At 64.6% G+C, this 15,385-nt stretch carries 18 protein-coding genes and 1 tRNA gene; 13 read left to right on the top strand and 6 right to left on the bottom strand.

What is annotated here, in order from left to right; all coding sequences use genetic code 11:
- The first annotated feature begins 136 nt into the window (after positions 1-136).
- From AC4D14_RS08865 to AC4D14_RS08840, 6 genes are all read left to right on the top strand, one after another.
- Entirely contained in the window at positions 137-655 is a 519-nt protein-coding gene (locus AC4D14_RS08865) for a metallophosphoesterase family protein (RefSeq protein WP_490901586.1), read from the top strand.
- A 166-nt stretch (positions 656-821) separates the two neighbouring features.
- A complete protein-coding gene (locus tag AC4D14_RS08860) occupies positions 822-1,802 on the top strand; it encodes an NAD-dependent epimerase/dehydratase family protein (protein ID WP_490901584.1) in 981 nt (326 codons plus the stop codon).
- Between the two features lie 223 nt (positions 1,803-2,025).
- Positions 2,026-3,198 carry a sensor histidine kinase gene (locus AC4D14_RS08855; RefSeq protein ID WP_490901583.1) on the top strand — a complete coding sequence of 391 codons (1,173 nt, stop codon included), beginning with the start codon at positions 2,026-2,028 and terminating at the stop codon, positions 3,196-3,198.
- Positions 3,191-3,880 carry a response regulator gene (locus tag AC4D14_RS08850; protein ID WP_490901581.1) on the top strand — a complete coding sequence of 230 codons (690 nt, stop codon included), beginning with the start codon at positions 3,191-3,193 and terminating at the stop codon, positions 3,878-3,880. The genes AC4D14_RS08855 and AC4D14_RS08850 overlap by 8 nt, the downstream gene beginning before the upstream one ends.
- Positions 3,881-4,013: 133 nt before the next feature.
- Complete coding sequence (locus tag AC4D14_RS08845) at positions 4,014-4,244, top strand: hypothetical protein (protein ID WP_490901580.1); 231 nt, start codon at positions 4,014-4,016, stop codon at positions 4,242-4,244.
- Positions 4,245-4,415: 171 nt separating this feature from the next.
- Positions 4,416-4,670, top strand: a complete 255-nt coding sequence (locus AC4D14_RS08840) for a hypothetical protein (protein ID WP_490901578.1) — start codon at positions 4,416-4,418, stop codon at positions 4,668-4,670.
- Between the two features lie 216 nt (positions 4,671-4,886).
- On the opposite strand, the gene AC4D14_RS08835 is transcribed toward AC4D14_RS08840, so the two are convergent.
- Positions 4,887-4,960, bottom strand: a tRNA-Met gene (locus AC4D14_RS08835).
- Between the two features lie 225 nt (positions 4,961-5,185).
- On the opposite strand from AC4D14_RS08835, the gene AC4D14_RS08830 reads away from it, so the two are divergent.
- Positions 5,186-6,007, top strand: coding sequence for a VanW family protein (locus tag AC4D14_RS08830; protein ID WP_490901576.1), 822 nt, complete (start codon positions 5,186-5,188; stop codon positions 6,005-6,007).
- Positions 6,008-6,075: 68 nt separating this feature from the next.
- On the opposite strand, the gene AC4D14_RS08825 is transcribed toward AC4D14_RS08830, so the two are convergent.
- Together AC4D14_RS08825 and AC4D14_RS08820 are read right to left on the bottom strand one after the other, a co-directional pair.
- Positions 6,076-6,387 carry a hypothetical protein gene (locus AC4D14_RS08825; RefSeq protein ID WP_490901574.1) on the bottom strand — a complete coding sequence of 104 codons (312 nt, stop codon included), beginning with the start codon at positions 6,385-6,387 and terminating at the stop codon, positions 6,076-6,078.
- Positions 6,388-6,432: 45 nt separating this feature from the next.
- Positions 6,433-6,621 carry a hypothetical protein gene (locus AC4D14_RS08820; protein ID WP_490901573.1) on the bottom strand — a complete coding sequence of 63 codons (189 nt, stop codon included), beginning with the start codon at positions 6,619-6,621 and terminating at the stop codon, positions 6,433-6,435.
- 190 nt (positions 6,622-6,811) lie between these two features.
- Here AC4D14_RS08820 and AC4D14_RS08815 point away from each other — a divergent pair, with 190 nt between their 5' ends.
- From AC4D14_RS08815 to AC4D14_RS08790, 6 genes are all read left to right on the top strand, one after another.
- Complete coding sequence (locus tag AC4D14_RS08815) at positions 6,812-7,402, top strand: GNAT family N-acetyltransferase (protein WP_490901571.1); 591 nt, start codon at positions 6,812-6,814, stop codon at positions 7,400-7,402.
- Positions 7,403-7,539: 137 nt separating this feature from the next.
- A complete protein-coding gene (locus tag AC4D14_RS08810; RefSeq protein ID WP_490901570.1) occupies positions 7,540-8,385 on the top strand; it encodes an SRPBCC family protein in 846 nt (281 codons plus the stop codon).
- A 190-nt stretch (positions 8,386-8,575) separates the two neighbouring features.
- The gene (locus AC4D14_RS08805; RefSeq protein ID WP_490901569.1) at positions 8,576-9,397 is read left to right on the top strand and encodes a DUF1684 domain-containing protein; all 822 of its coding nucleotides are present in this window, start codon (positions 8,576-8,578) and stop codon (positions 9,395-9,397) included.
- 136 nt (positions 9,398-9,533) lie between these two features.
- Positions 9,534-10,682 (top strand): zinc-dependent alcohol dehydrogenase, encoded by a 1,149-nt coding sequence (locus AC4D14_RS08800; RefSeq protein ID WP_490901567.1) that lies wholly within the window; start codon positions 9,534-9,536, stop codon positions 10,680-10,682.
- Between the two features lie 14 nt (positions 10,683-10,696).
- Positions 10,697-11,272: a hypothetical protein gene (locus AC4D14_RS08795; protein WP_490901566.1), complete on the top strand. Its 576-nt coding sequence runs from the start codon at positions 10,697-10,699 to the stop codon at positions 11,270-11,272.
- 149 nt (positions 11,273-11,421) lie between these two features.
- On the top strand, positions 11,422-13,044 hold the full coding sequence (locus AC4D14_RS08790) for a BCCT family transporter (protein ID WP_490901564.1): 1,623 nt from the start codon (positions 11,422-11,424) through the stop codon (positions 13,042-13,044).
- Between the two features lie 49 nt (positions 13,045-13,093).
- On the opposite strand, the gene AC4D14_RS08785 is transcribed toward AC4D14_RS08790, so the two are convergent.
- The 3 genes from AC4D14_RS08785 to AC4D14_RS08775 form a co-directional block, all read right to left on the bottom strand.
- Complete coding sequence (locus tag AC4D14_RS08785; RefSeq protein WP_490901563.1) at positions 13,094-14,062, bottom strand: TIGR03885 family FMN-dependent LLM class oxidoreductase; 969 nt, start codon at positions 14,060-14,062, stop codon at positions 13,094-13,096.
- Between the two features lie 107 nt (positions 14,063-14,169).
- Positions 14,170-14,808 (bottom strand): lysyl oxidase family protein, encoded by a 639-nt coding sequence (locus tag AC4D14_RS08780; RefSeq protein ID WP_490901561.1) that lies wholly within the window; start codon positions 14,806-14,808, stop codon positions 14,170-14,172.
- 336 nt (positions 14,809-15,144) lie between these two features.
- Positions 15,145-15,375, bottom strand: a complete 231-nt coding sequence (locus AC4D14_RS08775) for a hypothetical protein (protein ID WP_490901560.1) — start codon at positions 15,373-15,375, stop codon at positions 15,145-15,147.
- Between the last annotated feature and the right edge of the window lie 10 nt (positions 15,376-15,385).

Below are 15,385 nucleotides of genomic sequence, written 5' to 3'. Positions count from 1 at the left end.
TCCGTTGCTCATGCGGGACGCCGACGGTACGGCGCGGATTCCTTACGGCGCAATACTAAGCACGCTTAGGGAAGCATTGCACGAGAACGGTCCTTTGTCACGAGACGGGGGTTGATCCGGTGGCAGAATCATGAGCATGGCTACCTCGTTGGTGATCCTGGCGGACACGCATCTTCCGAAACGCGCCAAGGCGCTTCCGCCTGAGGTCGAAGCCGCGGTCTCGAACGCCGACATCGTCATCCACGCCGGTGACTGGACCGAAACGGCGCTCCTCGACCACCTGCTGGAACGGTCCTCCCGCCTGATCGGGTGTTACGGCAACAACGACGGCCCCGAACTGCGGAAGAGGCTGCCGCTGGTTGCCGAAGCCCGAATCGAAGGCCTGCTGTTCAGGGTTGTCCATGAGACCGGCGCGAAGACCGGCAGGGAACAGCGCATGGACCAGCAGTTCCCCGGAACCGACGTCCTCATCTTCGGGCACAGCCATATTCCCTGGGATTCCACCACCCCGGCAGGGATGCGGTTGCTGAACCCCGGCTCCCCCACCGACCGCCGGCGCCAGCCGCATTGCTCCTACCTGAGCGCCGTGGTTGCTGACGGAAGGATCGACGCGACCCTTCACCGGCTGCCCCTGCGCCGACCGGCCGTTGGGTAGGGTTCCTCTGTAACGCGGTACGGCGGCGTCGCGACCTTCGTCAACGCGGCTGCCCGCTGTCAGGGGGCACCCGCCCGCCGCCAAGGGAAAAGGAAGGCAACATGGCCGCTCGAGTCGGCGCACCAGCGGCCCCCGCGGCCGCTCAGGATTCCAGCGGCGTGCCGCAGTGAGGCGGGTTCTCGTCCTCGGAGGTACGGCATGGCTTGGCCGGGCCGTCGCCGCGCCCCTGCTCGAACGGGGCGCCGATGTCACCTGCCTGGCGCGCGGCCAATCCGGACAAGCCCCCGACGGTGCGCGCCTCATTACCTCGGACCGCGCCGGGGCCGGCGCGTACAACGAGGTGGCCGGCCAAGCCTGGGATGAGGTGGTCGAACTGTCGTCAAGCCCCGCCTTCGTCAGGAACGCGCTTTCCGCGCTCGCTCACGAGGCGGAGCACTGGACGCTCGTGTCGTCAGTTTCCGTCTACGCTTCCAACGCCGAACCGGGCGCCGATGAGAGCGCCGCCGTCGTCGAACCGGAGGACGAGACCGACTATCCCTCCGCCAAAGCCGCAAGCGAGCGCGCTGCGGCCCGGGCGCTCGGAGACCGGCTGCTGATCGTGCGCCCTGGCCTCATTGCGGGACCGGGCGACGGGAGCGACCGCTTCGGGTACTGGGTGGCCCGGCTCGCCCTGGCCGGCCGGGAACCGGTGCTCATCCCCGGCGTTGATAGCCGCCATGTGCAGGTGATCGACGTCCGGGATCTCGCCACCTGGATTGTCGAAGCCGGCAGCAGCACCCTCTCCGGAACCTTCAACGCGGTGGGCAACGAGCACACCTTTGCGGCGATGCTCACCGAAGCCGCAGCGGCCGCAGGGTTCACCGGGACACTCGTTGAGGCCGCAGAGGGGTGGCTGATCGAGCAGGGGGTGCGCCACTGGGCCGGTCCGCGGTCGCTTCCGCTGTGGCTGCCCGGGAACGATGATGCAATGGCCCGGCGGAGCAACACGGCGTTCCGCGGCGCGGGAGGTGCCCTGCGCAGCCTCACCGAGACGCTAACCGATACGCTCGACGACGAGCGCCGCCGGGGGCTCGACCGGCCGCGCCGTTCGGGGCTCAGCCGGGCCGAAGAACTTGAACTGCTTGGATGGCTTCGGGGCGGAGCCTGAGCCGGCACTGGCCTCCGGTACTGCCGAACGGGCAGCAACGCTCATCCCGCGGGATGGTTCTGGGGTGCAGCAGGGATGAAAGACGTACGATCGGGCGCTAACGACGGTGGGGGCGGGATAGTTTCGGGCAATGGGGAATATCAGCAGGTTTGGACAGCGTTGGGGTGCACCGGCATCGGCCGGAGTGTTTTTCGTCTTGTGGTGCGTCGGTGAGGCGGGGCGGATGGGTGGCAGTTTCCTGAACTGGCCCTCGGCTCCTTCACTCATCGCGCTCACCGTGGCGCTGGGAGTCTCGGCCCGGTTTCCGGTGATTTCGATGGCCGTGACGGGAGCGCTCCTGGCAGGGCAGGTGCTTCACCTCGTTGCGCCGATAAACTCCGACTGGCCGATCTACCTCGGGGCGGCGTATTCGCTGCTGTTCATCGCCTTGAATGCCCGGCCGAAGGTGCAGTGGTCGGCGCTTGCCCTTGCTCCCGTATGCGCCGCGGTGATGGCCTTCCTGATGTTGTCGCGCCAGCATTCCTCCGGTGTCGGCTGGTTCTATATCGACGGCAGCATGTCCCGGGGCTATATGGCAGGGTATTGGGTGCTCTGCGCTTCATTCCTGCTGGTGATGATGGCTCCGTTCTGGCTCGCCGGCTATGTGGTCCGAGGGTACAACGAACGCGGCACCCTGTTCCGGGAGCGGGCGGCCGCGGTTGAGGACCTGCGCGCCACCGAGGTGGATCTGATCATCGAGCAGGAACGCACCCGCATCTCAAGGGACCTCCACGACGTGCTCGCCCATTCGCTCGCCGTCATCGTGGCCCAGGCCGACGGCTCACGCTACCTGAGCAAGGACCAGTCGAAGCCTGTGCTCGCCGCCCTGGAGAACATTGCAGCGTCGGCTCGCGGCGCGCTTCGTGATGCGCAGCGGGTCATCGAGGGCGTGAGCGGCGAGAACTCGGCCCAGCCCCAGCCCGCCCTGGGCGACGTCGACTCCTTGGTGGAGCGGCTGAACAGCGGCAGCCTGGTTGTCGAGCGCTCGGCCTCGGGGACGCCGGTGGAACTTGGCCCCGGTCAGGAGTTGGCGGTATTCCGGATCATCCAGGAGAGCCTCACAAATGCCTTGAAGCACGGAGGCCCCGGAACCCGGGTCACCCTCCACCTCGACTGGAGCGGCCCCGGCCTCTCGGTGCAGGTTGCCTCGCACGCCGGAACGGTCGCACCCGATCCGGAACGGACGGGCCGTGGAATCCCCGGCATGCGCGAACGCGCCCATCTCGCCGGTGGATGGCTGACCGCCGGGCCCGATGGCGAAACCTTCCGTGTTACAGCGTTTGTTCCCTACGGCCTCCAGCCCTTCACCGCCGATTCGGCCGTGGTCCAGGGCATCGTCGAGAACGCCAATGCCTGAGGGCGGTCCACGGGGCAGCCGCATCTCCGTGGCACTGGTTGACGACCAGGCCCTGTTCCGCGCCGGCCTCCAGATGCTCATCGAGTCGCAGTCCGACATGGTGTTCAGTGGAGGTGCCGGCAATGGGCAGGACGCCATTGAGCTTGCCGAGACCCGGCAGCCGGATGTGATCCTGATGGACCTGCGGATGCCCGTGCTCGGCGGGGTCGCAGCAACCCAGCGGATTATTGAACGGGCACGTGAGGCCGGCCGTGACAGGCCACGGATCATCGCCCTGACCACGTTCAACCGTGACGCCGCCGTCGTTGACGCCATCCGCGCAGGCGCCAGTGGATACCTGCTCAAGAGCGCTGAGCCGGAGTTCCTTCTCTCAGCCATCCGCACCGTCTACCTGGGGTACTCGGTCATTGCCCCCGGCTCGGCGCACGACCTTTTCCAACACATGGCCCGCAACGCCGAGCCGCAGCAGCCGGACTTGCAGTCGATCTCCGGGCTTTCCGCTCGGGAGAAGGACGTCTTCCTGCTCATCGCCAAAGGCCTGAGCAACGCCGAAATCGCCGGAAGCGTGTTCCTGTCGGAAGCAACGATCAAGACCCACGTGCGGAGCATCCTCAGCAAACTCGGCGTACGGACCCGCATCCAGCTTGTGGCTTTCGCCTACGAGCACCGGCTTCTTGGCTGACCGGCCGCTTGCTGCCGATCCCGCCCCCGTCGGCCGTTGTCCGAGGCTGCGGTGCGTGACCGGACATCACCGGATTGAACAGTATGCTTATTTTTGCCCATGGGCAGGCCTGACGACGCAAGAGGAGAAACGGATGGATGCGCGCCGATACGCGTACTTGGGTGATGCGGTGACCCAGGCGGTCCGCGACATCCTCCCGGTCGCAGGAAGCCTCGATGCAGGCGCGCTCGCCGTGGAACTCGAGAAGCGGGTCAGCTGGTACTGGGGGCCCGACCATGGCATGGGAAGATCGGAGCTTCTTGCCACAGCGCACGATGTGAAGTCGACGGCAACCCGTCCGTCACGCCGCGAAGTCCGCCACTGACCGCTTGATTCGCTCCGGCCGGACCGGACATGTGTGGTGCCCGAACGGCGCCGCCGATCCGTGGCCAGGCAGGCGCCCGTCAATGTGATGAACCCGATACAGACAGAGTGCTGTCCTGCACGACCAGCGGCCTCACAATGGGAGGAACGGCGCAAGGTGAGGAAAAAATTCATGCAGTGGCTCAAAGAGAACAGGGCATCTATACCCTCGGCCGTGGCCCTCTTGGTGGTAGTCGTGTTCTGGATTGTCGCCGCTGCCGGCGGGCTCGGACTGCTCCACGACGCAAGCTCACCCATGGCCATGCTCACCGGCCTCTACCTCATGCTCGCGCTCGTCGCGGTGTCGATCATCGTTGCGGTGCTTGCCGCCACCGACCTCCTCCGCCGGGCTGCCGAGCGGCGCGGACAGCGGCGCATCATCCGCTGAGCAGGAGGCCGCAGCCCGCGCCGGTGCGGCCCCGCCGCGCCCGCTGAAAGGACCCCTTTCCCGGCGCCCCAGGGCAGGACCAGCACCCTCAATGGGCGGGGCATCAACGGGGAGAAAAGACTTCGACTCCCCGCCAGAAGGCGATGTGAACGAAAACCGGCGGCGGGCCTTAACGCAGCAGGCTCGGAGATCCGTGATCTCCGAGCCTGCGCTTCGTTGCGGGGACAGGATTTGAACCTGTGACCTCTGGGTTATGAGCCCAGCGAGCTACCGAACTGCTCCACCCCGCGGCGTCTAAGCAACGCTACAGTGCGGCGGGCCGATCGACTAATCCGCCCTGATCAGCGCATTTTCCCAGACCGTTCCGGAGGGCAGGCCTTTTCCCGTGCGGCGCCCGCGGGAAGCAGCCAACCACCCCGACACGATGTTCAGGCCACCGCGTGCGTCGAAGGCCGTACCGGATAATCGGAACCTGTTATTCGTTCATGCATGGGGGATCCGTCATCGCTAGAAAATTGTTTTCCGAACTGTCACCGCAGACCTACTGGCTGGCCGTGAAGCGGCTTATTCTTCGCCGCAAGCTGGCCAATGCCTTGGCCGGTGTGCGCTTTTCCCGCGAGCGCAGCACGGATCCCCTGCCCGTTGCGGTGTACAAACACAACTCGATGATCCGCAGGCGCCTCGGGAACGTCGACCTGGAACTGCAGGACAACAAGGCCATCAGCCTCGGCCTCGCCGCGCCCCACATTAACGGGATCCTGATTCGGCCCGGCGAGACTTTCTCGTTCTGGGAGTTGGTGGGCCACTGCACCGCCAAGAAGGGCTACCGGATGGGACTGACCATCAACAACGGAGGCGCCGATATCGGCATCGCCGGCGGGATGTGCCAGTTCACCAACCTCCTGCACTGGATGGTCCTTCACAGCCCACTGGAAATCACCGAGCACCATCACCACGGTGAACTGGACCTGTTCCCCGACTTCAACCGGCAGATACCGTTCGGCACCGGGACCTCGATTGTCTACAACTACCTTGACTACCGCTTCATCAACCGGACCTCGAACACATTCCAGGTCCTGGTTAACGTGGCGGAAGACCAGCTGCGGGGGGAACTGCGTGCGGCCGAGCCGCTTTCGGTGAAATATCACGTCCGGGAACGTGACGCCTACTTCTACGAGAAGGACGGCGAGGTGTACCGCCATAACCGGATCCACCGGATTCAGCGGGACAAGCGCACGGGCAACGAGATAGCCGACGACCTCCTGCTGGAGAACAACGCCCTCGTGATGTACGACCGCGCGCTGATCTCAGCCCCGGTCCTTGAGGCAACGCCCTGATTTCGAAGAGCCGCGACCCTGGAGGACTGCCCGGCGGCCGTCGTCCTGCACTACCGGGCATCCGGGGCTCAGGCAAGGCCTCCCGACTCGGTTTCTCCGGGTGCGGGCACCACGGCCGGCGGTGTTCCGTCATAGCGGGGGCTGTTCTGCGTCGAAGGCCGCCGTCCTCCCGCCCGCCGGAGCACCCCGGGAAGCGAGTCCCGGGACGGGGTCTTGGTCTTTAGGGTCTCCGTTGTGCTCGAAACTGTCGATTGGACGGAAGGGCTGTTCCAAACCTCCATGGCCTTCGACTTGATCTTTTCGTAGCTGCCCCGGCCTGCCCGGGCGCCAAAAACAAATCCGGCCGCCATGCCGGATGCGAAAACAAGCTTGTTTTTCATCGAGGTGCTCCGTTCGCAGTTGGGTGAAAGATGAGCCTCCGGCTGCTAGTCGTCGGTGGGGAGGGTGCCTGTCGGAACCGTTCCTTCAGATGGCGTCATCAGCTCAGTGGGCTCCTCGGTTACCTGCTCCTGTGGGGCAGGCACTTCCTCCTGCGCGGTGTTGTCGCAGCCAAGGAGGAGCAGTGCGCTGACGGCTAGGAGGGCGGGAAGGTTCCTGCGGTTTTTCGGATTCACGCTTACCACTTCCTTAGGTTGGTTCACAGCGTGCCTGGTAACCCGTCAACCGTAGCCATCTGCGAAAATTGGAAACAAGGAGTTGCCCCGGAGGGTGGACTTCTTCCCCGCAGGGACCGACCGGCGTAAAATCACCTCCCTCGGCCCGGCCGCGCCTGGTTGGCTCGGTTTGTGGGGTTGAATCGGTTCCATGACCTTTTCCCCGATAACGTTGACCGGTTCCCTCGTCATTCTGGAACCGTTGGCGCACGAACACCGGGACGGCCTGATCGAAGCCGTCCGGGACGGCGAACTCTGGAAGCTGTGGTACACGAACATCCCGGCCCCGGAGGCAATGGGAGCTGAGATCGGCCGCCGCCTCGAGCGGCAGCAACGCGGTGAAATGGTGCCGTTCGCGGCCCGCGACGCCCGCACCGGTTCCATGCTCGGCATGACTACCTTCTGCGACATCGACCGCCCAACACCCCGTGCCGAGATCGGGTACACGTGGACCCGCGCCTCGGCGCAGCGGACGGGAATCAATGCCGAAAGCAAACTGCTGCTGCTCACCCATGCCTTCGAGGCCGAGCACTGTGCGGCGGTCGCATTCACAACGCACTGGCACAATCACCAGTCACGAGGGGCGATCGCCCGTCTCGGTGCACGGCAGGACGGAGTCCTTAGGGCTCACTCGCGCATGCCTGACGGCACCCTGAGGGACACCGTTGTCTTTTCGATCACCGCCCCGGAGTGGCCGGCCGTCCGGTCCGGGCTCAGGCACCGCCTCGCAGCCGGCCGGTAAACCCGGCCAAAGCGTGAGGCACTCCGCCATACGTCACTCCACACACTCTGGAAACGGCTCGGGGCGGGGATGTATAGTAAGCCTACTGACGAATCGGAATCCTTTTCGTCATCGCCTTTCTAATCGAAGGAGACGTTGTGAGCACGAAGGTCGAAAAACGCATTCTGGTAAACGTGCCGGTAAGCACCGCCTACAACCAGTGGACGCAGTTCGAGGACTTCCCCCAGTTCATGGGTGGCATCAAGAGCGTGACGCAATTGAGCGATGACCGTCTCGAGTGGGTGGCTGAAATCGCCGGTGTCCGCCGCAGGTGGGAAGCAAAGATTCTGGAGCAGGTTCCTGACCGCAAGGTCGCCTGGGCCGCAACCGAGGGTGCGACGAACGCCGGTTCGGTCACGTTCGAGGACCTCGGAGGGGGCCAGACGTCGGTCGTGCTCTCGCTCGACTACGAGCCCGAGGGAATCGTTGAGAAGGTGGGCGACAAGCTCAATATCGTCGAGAAGCAGGCTGAAGGCGACCTTAACCGGTTCAAGGAGTTCATCGAGTCCGAGGGTTACGCCTCCGGTGCCTGGCGGGGTTCGGTCAACGAGGGCTCACCCGTTGGGACCCCCGGCGCCATGGACGCCGCCGAATCACGTGGCGACAGCGGCAAGGCCGGAGTGTCGGGCAAAGTTGTCGCTGCCGGCGTCGGTCTGGCTGCAGCAGCGGCAGCCGGCGTAGCAGCAGCCACAAGCGGCAAGAAATCCGACGACGCCGAGCCGGCAACCGACGCATTGCCCCCAGTCACCCCCGCGTCGGAGACGACGGTGCTCCCCCCGCAGCCGGTCGACCCCTTGGTTGCGCCAACAAGCGTCGCCGACGACGACGTCGTGCGCCCGTTCGACCAGACGAACGGTCTCGCTGACACCTCGGGCGAGTCCGACGGCACAGCGGCCAGCGACACGCTCAGCGCCGCCGAACGGGGAGACGAGCCCCGGCGCTGATCCGAGGCCGCAGTGACGCCTTGAACACCGCGCGAAATGGAGCCTGCGGCCTGTCGGCCGCAGGCTCCTTCGTGTATAGATTGCCTCGGAACGGTCCCCGGGGACTGGAAAGGCTCATGACCTGGGCCGGGAATTCCCGTCCCGCGCGTTCCGTTATGACAAGGCTGTCCCCGCCCACTTTGGAGGAACCATGAGCGTTAGTGAAAATGCCGAATTGGAGCGCTGGCTCCGCTTCCGGAAAAGCCGGGAGGCCGCTCTCGCCACCGAGTATGGCTGGTTGACGCTCACCTCCTTCCAGTGGCTGGAAAGCGAGCCCTCCCGCGTTGAGCTGGTTCCCGGCCTGTGGTCGTTCGACGGCCCCGCCGCGGTGCTCACCGCGACGGCAGCCGACGGGCTGACCTTCGTCGACAGCGGCGAGCCCGTTGACGGAACCGTCACGGCGGAACTCGAAGACGAAGAATCGCTCATGTGGGTGCAGTATGGCGGCGACGACGGCAAGCAGCTGGTCGTGGAGCTTGCAAAGCGGGCGGACAAGTACGCAATCCGCACGAGGGATTCGAAGTCACCGGTGCGCAGTGAGTTCCGGGGGGTTCCCACGTTCGAGTACCGTCCCGACCTCGTGGTTGAGGCACGCTTCGAGCGGTACCCGGAACCCGTGGAGATGGTCATCGGCACCGCGAATCCGCTGGTCGACGGCGTCCACCGTGCCGTGGGTGAACTGGTCTTCCGGCTCCCCGGAACCGACCACGAATACCGGCTCCAGGCCGAGGAGGAAAAACTTGGTGCCCTGACCGTGACGTTCCATGACGAAACCAACGGTGAGACAACCGATGACTGGCGCAAGGTCGCCACGGCCCGTCCCCGCCCCGATGGAACGGTGATCCTCGACTTCAACCGTGCGATCAACTACCCAAGCGCGTTCACGCCCTACGGCACCTGCCCCATGCCGGTGAAGAACAACAGCCTCGACTTCAAAATCGAAGCCGGCGAAAAGCAGTTGGAGGCGGAATAACCCGGGCACGGTGGCCGGCGCTGGGCTGACCCTAGTGCACCGCCGCATCAACTGCACGGGAAAATCATTCCTTGACCGCCACTTTTGTGACGTGTGAGAGTTGCGAGCATCCACAGCGCTTGTTGAGGGGGCTCCCGTGAAGGCAATGGTGTACCGCGGACCGTACAAGATCCGCATCGAGGAAAAGGACATCCCGCCAATAGAACACCCTAACGACGCGATCGTACGGGTGACAACGGCTGCCATTTGCGGGTCGGACCTCCACCTCTACCACGGCATGATGCCCGACACCCGGGTCGGGATGACCTTCGGCCACGAGTTCGTCGGCGTGGTGGAGGAGGTCGGCTCCTCGGTGCAGAACCTGAAACGCGGCGACCGCGTGATGGTCCCTTTCAACGTGTACTGCGGCACCTGCTACTTCTGCTCGCGCGGGCTCTACTCCAACTGCCACAACGTCAATGCCAACGCCACGGCCGTCGGGGGAATCTACGGGTACTCGCACACCTGCGGCGGGTACGACGGCGGCCAGGCGCAGTTCGTCCGCGTCCCGTTCGCCGACATCGGGCCGAGCATCATTCCAGAGTGGATGGACGAAGAGGATGCGGTGCTGCTCACCGATGCCCTGGCCACCGGCTATTTCGGCGCCCAACTCGGGGACATCGTCGAGGGCGACACCGTCATCGTCTTCGGCGCCGGACCGGTGGGCCTGTTCGCCGCCAAGTCCTCCTGGCTGATGGGTGCCGGTCGGGTGATCGTGATCGACCACCTTGAGTACCGCCTTGAAAAGGCACGTACCTTCGCCCATGCGGAAACCTACAACTTCGCCGAGTACGACGACATCGTGGTGGAGATGAAGAAGGCCACCGATCATCTGGGCGCCGACGTCGTCATTGACGCCGTCGGGGCCGAAGCCGACGGCAACTTCCTGCAGCATGTCACCGCGGCCAAGTTCAAGCTCCAGGGCGGATCACCGATTGCATTGAACTGGGCGATCGACGCAGTCCGCAAGGGCGGGACCATCTCGGTGATGGGCGCCTACGGCCCGATGTTCAGCGCCGTGAAGTTCGGAGATGCGCTGAACAAGGGGCTCACCCTGCGGATGAACCAGGCCCCGGTCAAACGGCAGTGGCCGCGGCTTTTCGAGCACATCCAGAACGGTTACCTCAAACCCAGCGACATCATCACCCACCGCATACCCCTTGAGCACATCGCCGAGGGATACCACATCTTCTCGGCGAAGCTCGATAACTGCATCAAGCCGCTGATCATTCCAGGCACCAACTGAAACGGAGCGGACCAATGCCGTACACAGCCGACAAGCCGAGCCGCGCGAAGTCGAGTGAGGAACTGCGGAAGCTGATCCCGGGATGGGGCGCTGACCTCGATCCCAGGGACCGGCCCTCGGTGCCCAAGGAGAAGTTCGACCCTTCCCTGAACGGTGCGCGTTGGGACTTCCCGGAACGGCAGCCGGAGAAGTGGCCCCGCGAGAGGTCAATCGAGCACAAGTTCCTCACCCCCGTCTTTGGAACCTCTGCGCCGCCCAAGGGCCTGTCGGGGGTGATGCGGAAGTACTCCTACAAGAAATACAGTGAAGGGCGGGCCGCGCACTGGCTGATCCTGCTTGCCGCCGACAGGGTCGACGCGTGGGAAAGCCACCTCACCTCGTTCCTGACCCTGCGCCCCGACAACCCGGTGACGGAAACCGGAGTTCTCAGCGAAGCCGCCCGCCACGGCATCGCCTCCCGGACCGGGACGAAACGTGCCGACCTCAACCATCAGTGGCTCGATCCGATCATCGTCGGAGCCCCGTGGGTTGCCGCGGGAGCACTCGGATTCTCGGTGGCAAGGCGGCTGACCAGAGCCCGCCGGCGGTGATTTCCGTCTCCTGGATGCTCCTCGGCGGTTCCTTAAGGGGCCGCGGGGACAGCCTGCCCGCTCGATATTCGGCGCCGTGAAGCCCGTGGTTCCAGGTTCCGGGCCGTGGAACCGGACGGTCCGGTACGAAATCAGTGGGATGGTTGAATATGTCTGATTCCCCTGTTCGTACCGAAACCCCGCCCGGCGGAGAGCTTCCGCGCTCCGCCTCACCGCCCACCGCGCCTGGCCCCAGCAACACCGTGGACAAGCCGGTTTTCATCGTCGCGCTCTCGGTCGCGGTCGTTCTCCTGCTTGCCGCAGTGCTGTTTCCGACGCCCTTCACCGCCATCACCACCGGCATCCTCGACGGGGTGGTCACCAAGTTCGGCTGGGCTTTCGTCCTCACGGCCACCGGGTTCGTCGCGTTCGCGCTTTTTCTCGCCTTCAGCAAGTACGGGAAGATCCGGCTCGGTCCTGACGACTCGAAGCCCGAATATTCGACGCTCTCGTGGGTGGCAATGATGTTCAGCGCCGGCATGGGCATTGGACTCATGTTCTACGGCGTGACTGAACCTATTTCGCATTACCTCGCTCCCCCCATCGAGGGAGTCGAGCCGGGTACTCCCGAAGCCGCACGCCAGGCAATGAACTACACCCTGTTCCATTGGGCGATCCACCCCTGGGCGATCTACGCCGTCGTGGGCCTCGCCCTCGCCTACTCCGCCTACCGCAAGGGCCGCGGAGCAGGTTTCAGCACCGCGTTCACTTCCCTTTTCCGTGGACGGCCTGCCCCCAAGGCCCTCCGGGCAGTCGATGTTTTTGCAATCTTCGCCACCCTTTTCGGATCGGCAACCTCGCTGGGCCTTGGCGTCCTGCAGATGAACGGTGGCCTGACCAAGGTCTTCGGGCTGGGTAACAGCCTCGGCATCCAGATCGCCATCATCGCCGTGCTCACCGTCTGTTTTGTCGTTTCCGCGGTGAGCGGCGTCAGCCGCGGGATCAAGTGGCTCTCCAACGGAAACATGATCCTCGCCCTCGCGTTGTTGTTCTTCCTCTTCGTTGTTGGCCCGACCGTCTTCATCCTCGAACTGATTCCAGCGTCGGCCGGCAGCTACCTTGCCGCCCTCCCCCAGATGGCATCCCGCACCGGGGCCTTTGGCGGACACGAATGGCTCGCGGGCTGGACCATTTTCTACTGGGCCTGGTGGGTCTCGTGGACGCCCTTCGTCGGCTCGTTCCTCGCCAAGATCTCACGCGGTCGAACCATCCGGCAGTTCGTCATCGGCGTCGTTGGCGTCCCCAGCGCCATCAGCCTGATCTGGTTCAGCGTATGGGGAGGAACCGCGATAACCGCCCAGAACTCGGGAACCGATATTGCGGCCGCAAACGCGGAAAGCCAGGAGTCAGCGATGTTCGCCCTGTTGGCGGACTATCCGCTGGCCGCCGTCACCTCGGTCGTCGTCGTTCTTCTCGTAGCCGTTTTCTTCGTCTCCGGCGCAGATGCATCGTCGATCGTCCTCGGTTCACTCTCCTCCCACGGCGCGGTGATACCGCGGAAGTGGCTCACCATTCTCTGGGGAACCCTCACCGGTGCCGTAGCCGCTGTGCTGCTGTCGGTTGGAAGCCTCGAAGCGCTCCAGACCCTGACAATCATCGCCGCAGCCCCGTTCGTCCTGATCATGATCGGACTCTGCACGGCGTTGATGATTGACCTCAGGAACGACCCGGCGGTGCGCAGGACCGGATCAACCCGGTTCCGCGTCGGCGCGCGAACGCCGCCTGCGGGTTAACGCAACCCCTGCGGGCTGCCGCGGCGCATAGGGATGGTTCGATCTGCCCCTACGCGCCGCGCAGCAGCGGCAGGACCTTTGCCCCGAAGACCTCGATGAACCGGGCCTGTTCCTGGCCCACATGGTGAAGGTAGAGCTCGTCGAAACCCAGGTCCAGATACTCCTTCAGCCACTGGACGTGCTGCTCGGGGTCACTTGAGATATTGACTGTCCCGCGGACCTGTTCCAACGAAACGCCCTGCCGGTCGGCGAGCGCGTCGAAGTCCTGAGCCGTCGCCAAATCCCACGTGGTGGGAGGTCCGACGGCGTTGGTGCGCCATTGGCGGTGCGCAATGGACTCGGCTTCGGCTTTCGAGTCGGCCCAGCTGAGATGGACCTGAAGCACCGCCTTGCCGCTGCCCCCTGCCCCACGGTAGGCCGCGAGCAATTCCTCAAGCGTTCCATGATCCTGGTTGGTGGTAATCAGCCCGTCCGCCCACGCGGCGCCCCTCCGTGCTGTCTCGACCGACATCGCCGGGGCGAGCAGCGCGGGCAGGGGATCGGGCGTATCCCACACCCTCGCGTGGTCCACGGCCACGAGGCCATGGTGCGTAACCTCCTCGCCCGCATGCAGCCGCTTGATGACGTTGACGCATTCCTCGAGGCGGCGCTGCCGAAAGTCCTTGTCAGGCCAGACGTCGCCGGTGACGTGCTCATTCATGTTCTGCCCACTGCCAAGGGCAAGCCAGAAGCGGCCGGGAAACATCGCTGCAAGTGTTGCCGACGCCTGCGCGGTGATGGCGGGGTGGTAGCGCTGGCCCGGCGCCGTCACCACACCGATGCTGAGTCCGGTGGTTGCAAGCGCAGCTCCCAGCCAGCTCCAGGCGAACCCGGCATGAGCCTGCGCTCCGGACCAGGGTTCAAAGTGATCTGAACACATCGCCGCATCGAATCCCGCCGCTTCCGCCTGCTGGACGTCCAGCAGGAGCTGAGCCGGTGAAATCTGCTCGTGCGAAGCGTGGAATCCAATAACAGGCATATTCGTGTCTAGCATCCGTGCCCCGTGGTGTCGAGGCTCCGCCTCGTCCGGCGGAGTGCCGGCACGGGCTGCTCAGGCGGTCTCAGGCCCCGGGGTGAAAAAGCCTCTCAGCAACCCTCACGCACGATCGAGACCTCCGATTCGGTGATGCGGACCAGGGTCGAGGCAACGTTGTTGTCCCGCGTGACTTCGGTGAGCAGATGTTCCGGATCCACTTCGGCCTCCACGCAGAAGTTGCCTGGCAGCTTCAACCCCTCCAGCTCGATGTACTGGCCTTCGAGGTACCAGTCGTACACATCGGCCCAGCCTTCGGTCAGGCCCTGACGGACCTCGAGTGCTTCGTGTTCCTCATCGGCGCCGCAGTCGAACTCCTCCGGATCGTACCTGGAGGGCTTGCCGCCAAGGTTGCCGTCATCGACGATGCACCAGCCCTCCTTGTGTGATCCCGTCCACTCCGAGCCTGACTCGGGCCTCATCCTGTACCGCTCGAAGTCTTGGAAGTGGAAGTGCTCATGGCGGTCGACGGTTTCGTAGCGGATGATGGCGTCTGTTTCGACTTCCCGCTGGGAACCGCCCTGCTGGAGGATACTCTGCGTCACCGCGAGGTCAGCGGTCATCGTGCTGTCCCGCGTGCCAACAACGTCGAGCGGGCCCGGCCCCTCGTTGACGACGTCGGTGTCGAACCGAAGGACCCGCTTGTCGCCCTCGTAGGCAAGGCGGAAGGTCTCCAGCGGCAGCATGGTCATGTCGGGAAGAAGGTCGCCTTCCTCCGTCGTAACTGGAGCCGCAGGAGCGGATTCAGAAGCTGAAGGTTCGGGGGTGGCCTCGGTAGCGCTGGGAGGGCCCTGTGTGCTGCAGGAACAGGTGATCAGCGCAATCGTTACCGCCAGAAGGGATCGCCGAACGGGGTTTGAGGATGACATCACATACCTCCGAAGTGGGCGGGATATGCCCAAGAAGGACCGGCGGACCCGTCTCTGGGCCGCCATGTTGCCGACATTAGCGCGGCTCGGGATGTCAGGTATACGAAGCGCGGGAATCGTGAAGGGGCTTGCGTTTCCGGGCCGTCTGATCTACGAAAGTTACTCCGACGCCAGAATCAGTCGTATTGCGTTGCAGGGCCAGGTTTCCCCGCACTCGGCACACTCTTCACCTATGGTTTTCGCCTTAGGCTGATGCTCCTCCCATTCGGCTCGCGCAAACGGGAGCACTCCGCTGGCTTCGGAGCTGCTCGTTGTATCGCGGTTCAGACGCTCCTCAACCAATGCGGCGATCTGGCTGTAGGAAAGACCTTCCAGCGGCGGGTGGCTCATGAGCCAAGGC

It is taken from the genome of Arthrobacter sp. TJ-254 (assembly GCF_058269175.1).
This window is presented reverse-complemented; position numbering and strand designations above follow the sequence as displayed.

Bases quoted from the DNA above. Each gene is read 5' to 3' on its own strand.
- AC4D14_RS08865 (WP_490901586.1), top strand. From the start codon at position 137: ATGGCTACCTCGTTGGTGATCCTGGCGGACACGCATCTTCCGAAACGC.
- AC4D14_RS08855 (WP_490901583.1), top strand. From the start codon at position 2,026: ATGGGTGGCAGTTTCCTGAACTGGCCCTCGGCTCCTTCACTCATCGCG.
- AC4D14_RS08850 (WP_490901581.1), top strand. From the start codon at position 3,191: ATGCCTGAGGGCGGTCCACGGGGCAGCCGCATCTCCGTGGCACTGGTT.
- AC4D14_RS08845 (WP_490901580.1), top strand. From the start codon at position 4,014: ATGGATGCGCGCCGATACGCGTACTTGGGTGATGCGGTGACCCAGGCG.
- AC4D14_RS08840 (WP_490901578.1), top strand. From the start codon at position 4,416: ATGCAGTGGCTCAAAGAGAACAGGGCATCTATACCCTCGGCCGTGGCC.
- AC4D14_RS08825 (WP_490901574.1), bottom strand. From the start codon at position 6,387: ATGAAAAACAAGCTTGTTTTCGCATCCGGCATGGCGGCCGGATTTGTT.
- AC4D14_RS08815 (WP_490901571.1), top strand. From the start codon at position 6,812: ATGACCTTTTCCCCGATAACGTTGACCGGTTCCCTCGTCATTCTGGAA.
- AC4D14_RS08805 (WP_490901569.1), top strand. From the start codon at position 8,576: ATGAGCGTTAGTGAAAATGCCGAATTGGAGCGCTGGCTCCGCTTCCGG.
- AC4D14_RS08795 (WP_490901566.1), top strand. From the start codon at position 10,697: ATGCCGTACACAGCCGACAAGCCGAGCCGCGCGAAGTCGAGTGAGGAA.
- AC4D14_RS08790 (WP_490901564.1), top strand. From the start codon at position 11,422: ATGTCTGATTCCCCTGTTCGTACCGAAACCCCGCCCGGCGGAGAGCTT.
- AC4D14_RS08785 (WP_490901563.1), bottom strand. From the start codon at position 14,062: ATGCCTGTTATTGGATTCCACGCTTCGCACGAGCAGATTTCACCGGCT.
- AC4D14_RS08780 (WP_490901561.1), bottom strand. From the start codon at position 14,808: ATGACCATGCTGCCGCTGGAGACCTTCCGCCTTGCCTACGAGGGCGAC.
- AC4D14_RS08775 (WP_490901560.1), bottom strand. From the start codon at position 15,375: ATGAGCCACCCGCCGCTGGAAGGTCTTTCCTACAGCCAGATCGCCGCA.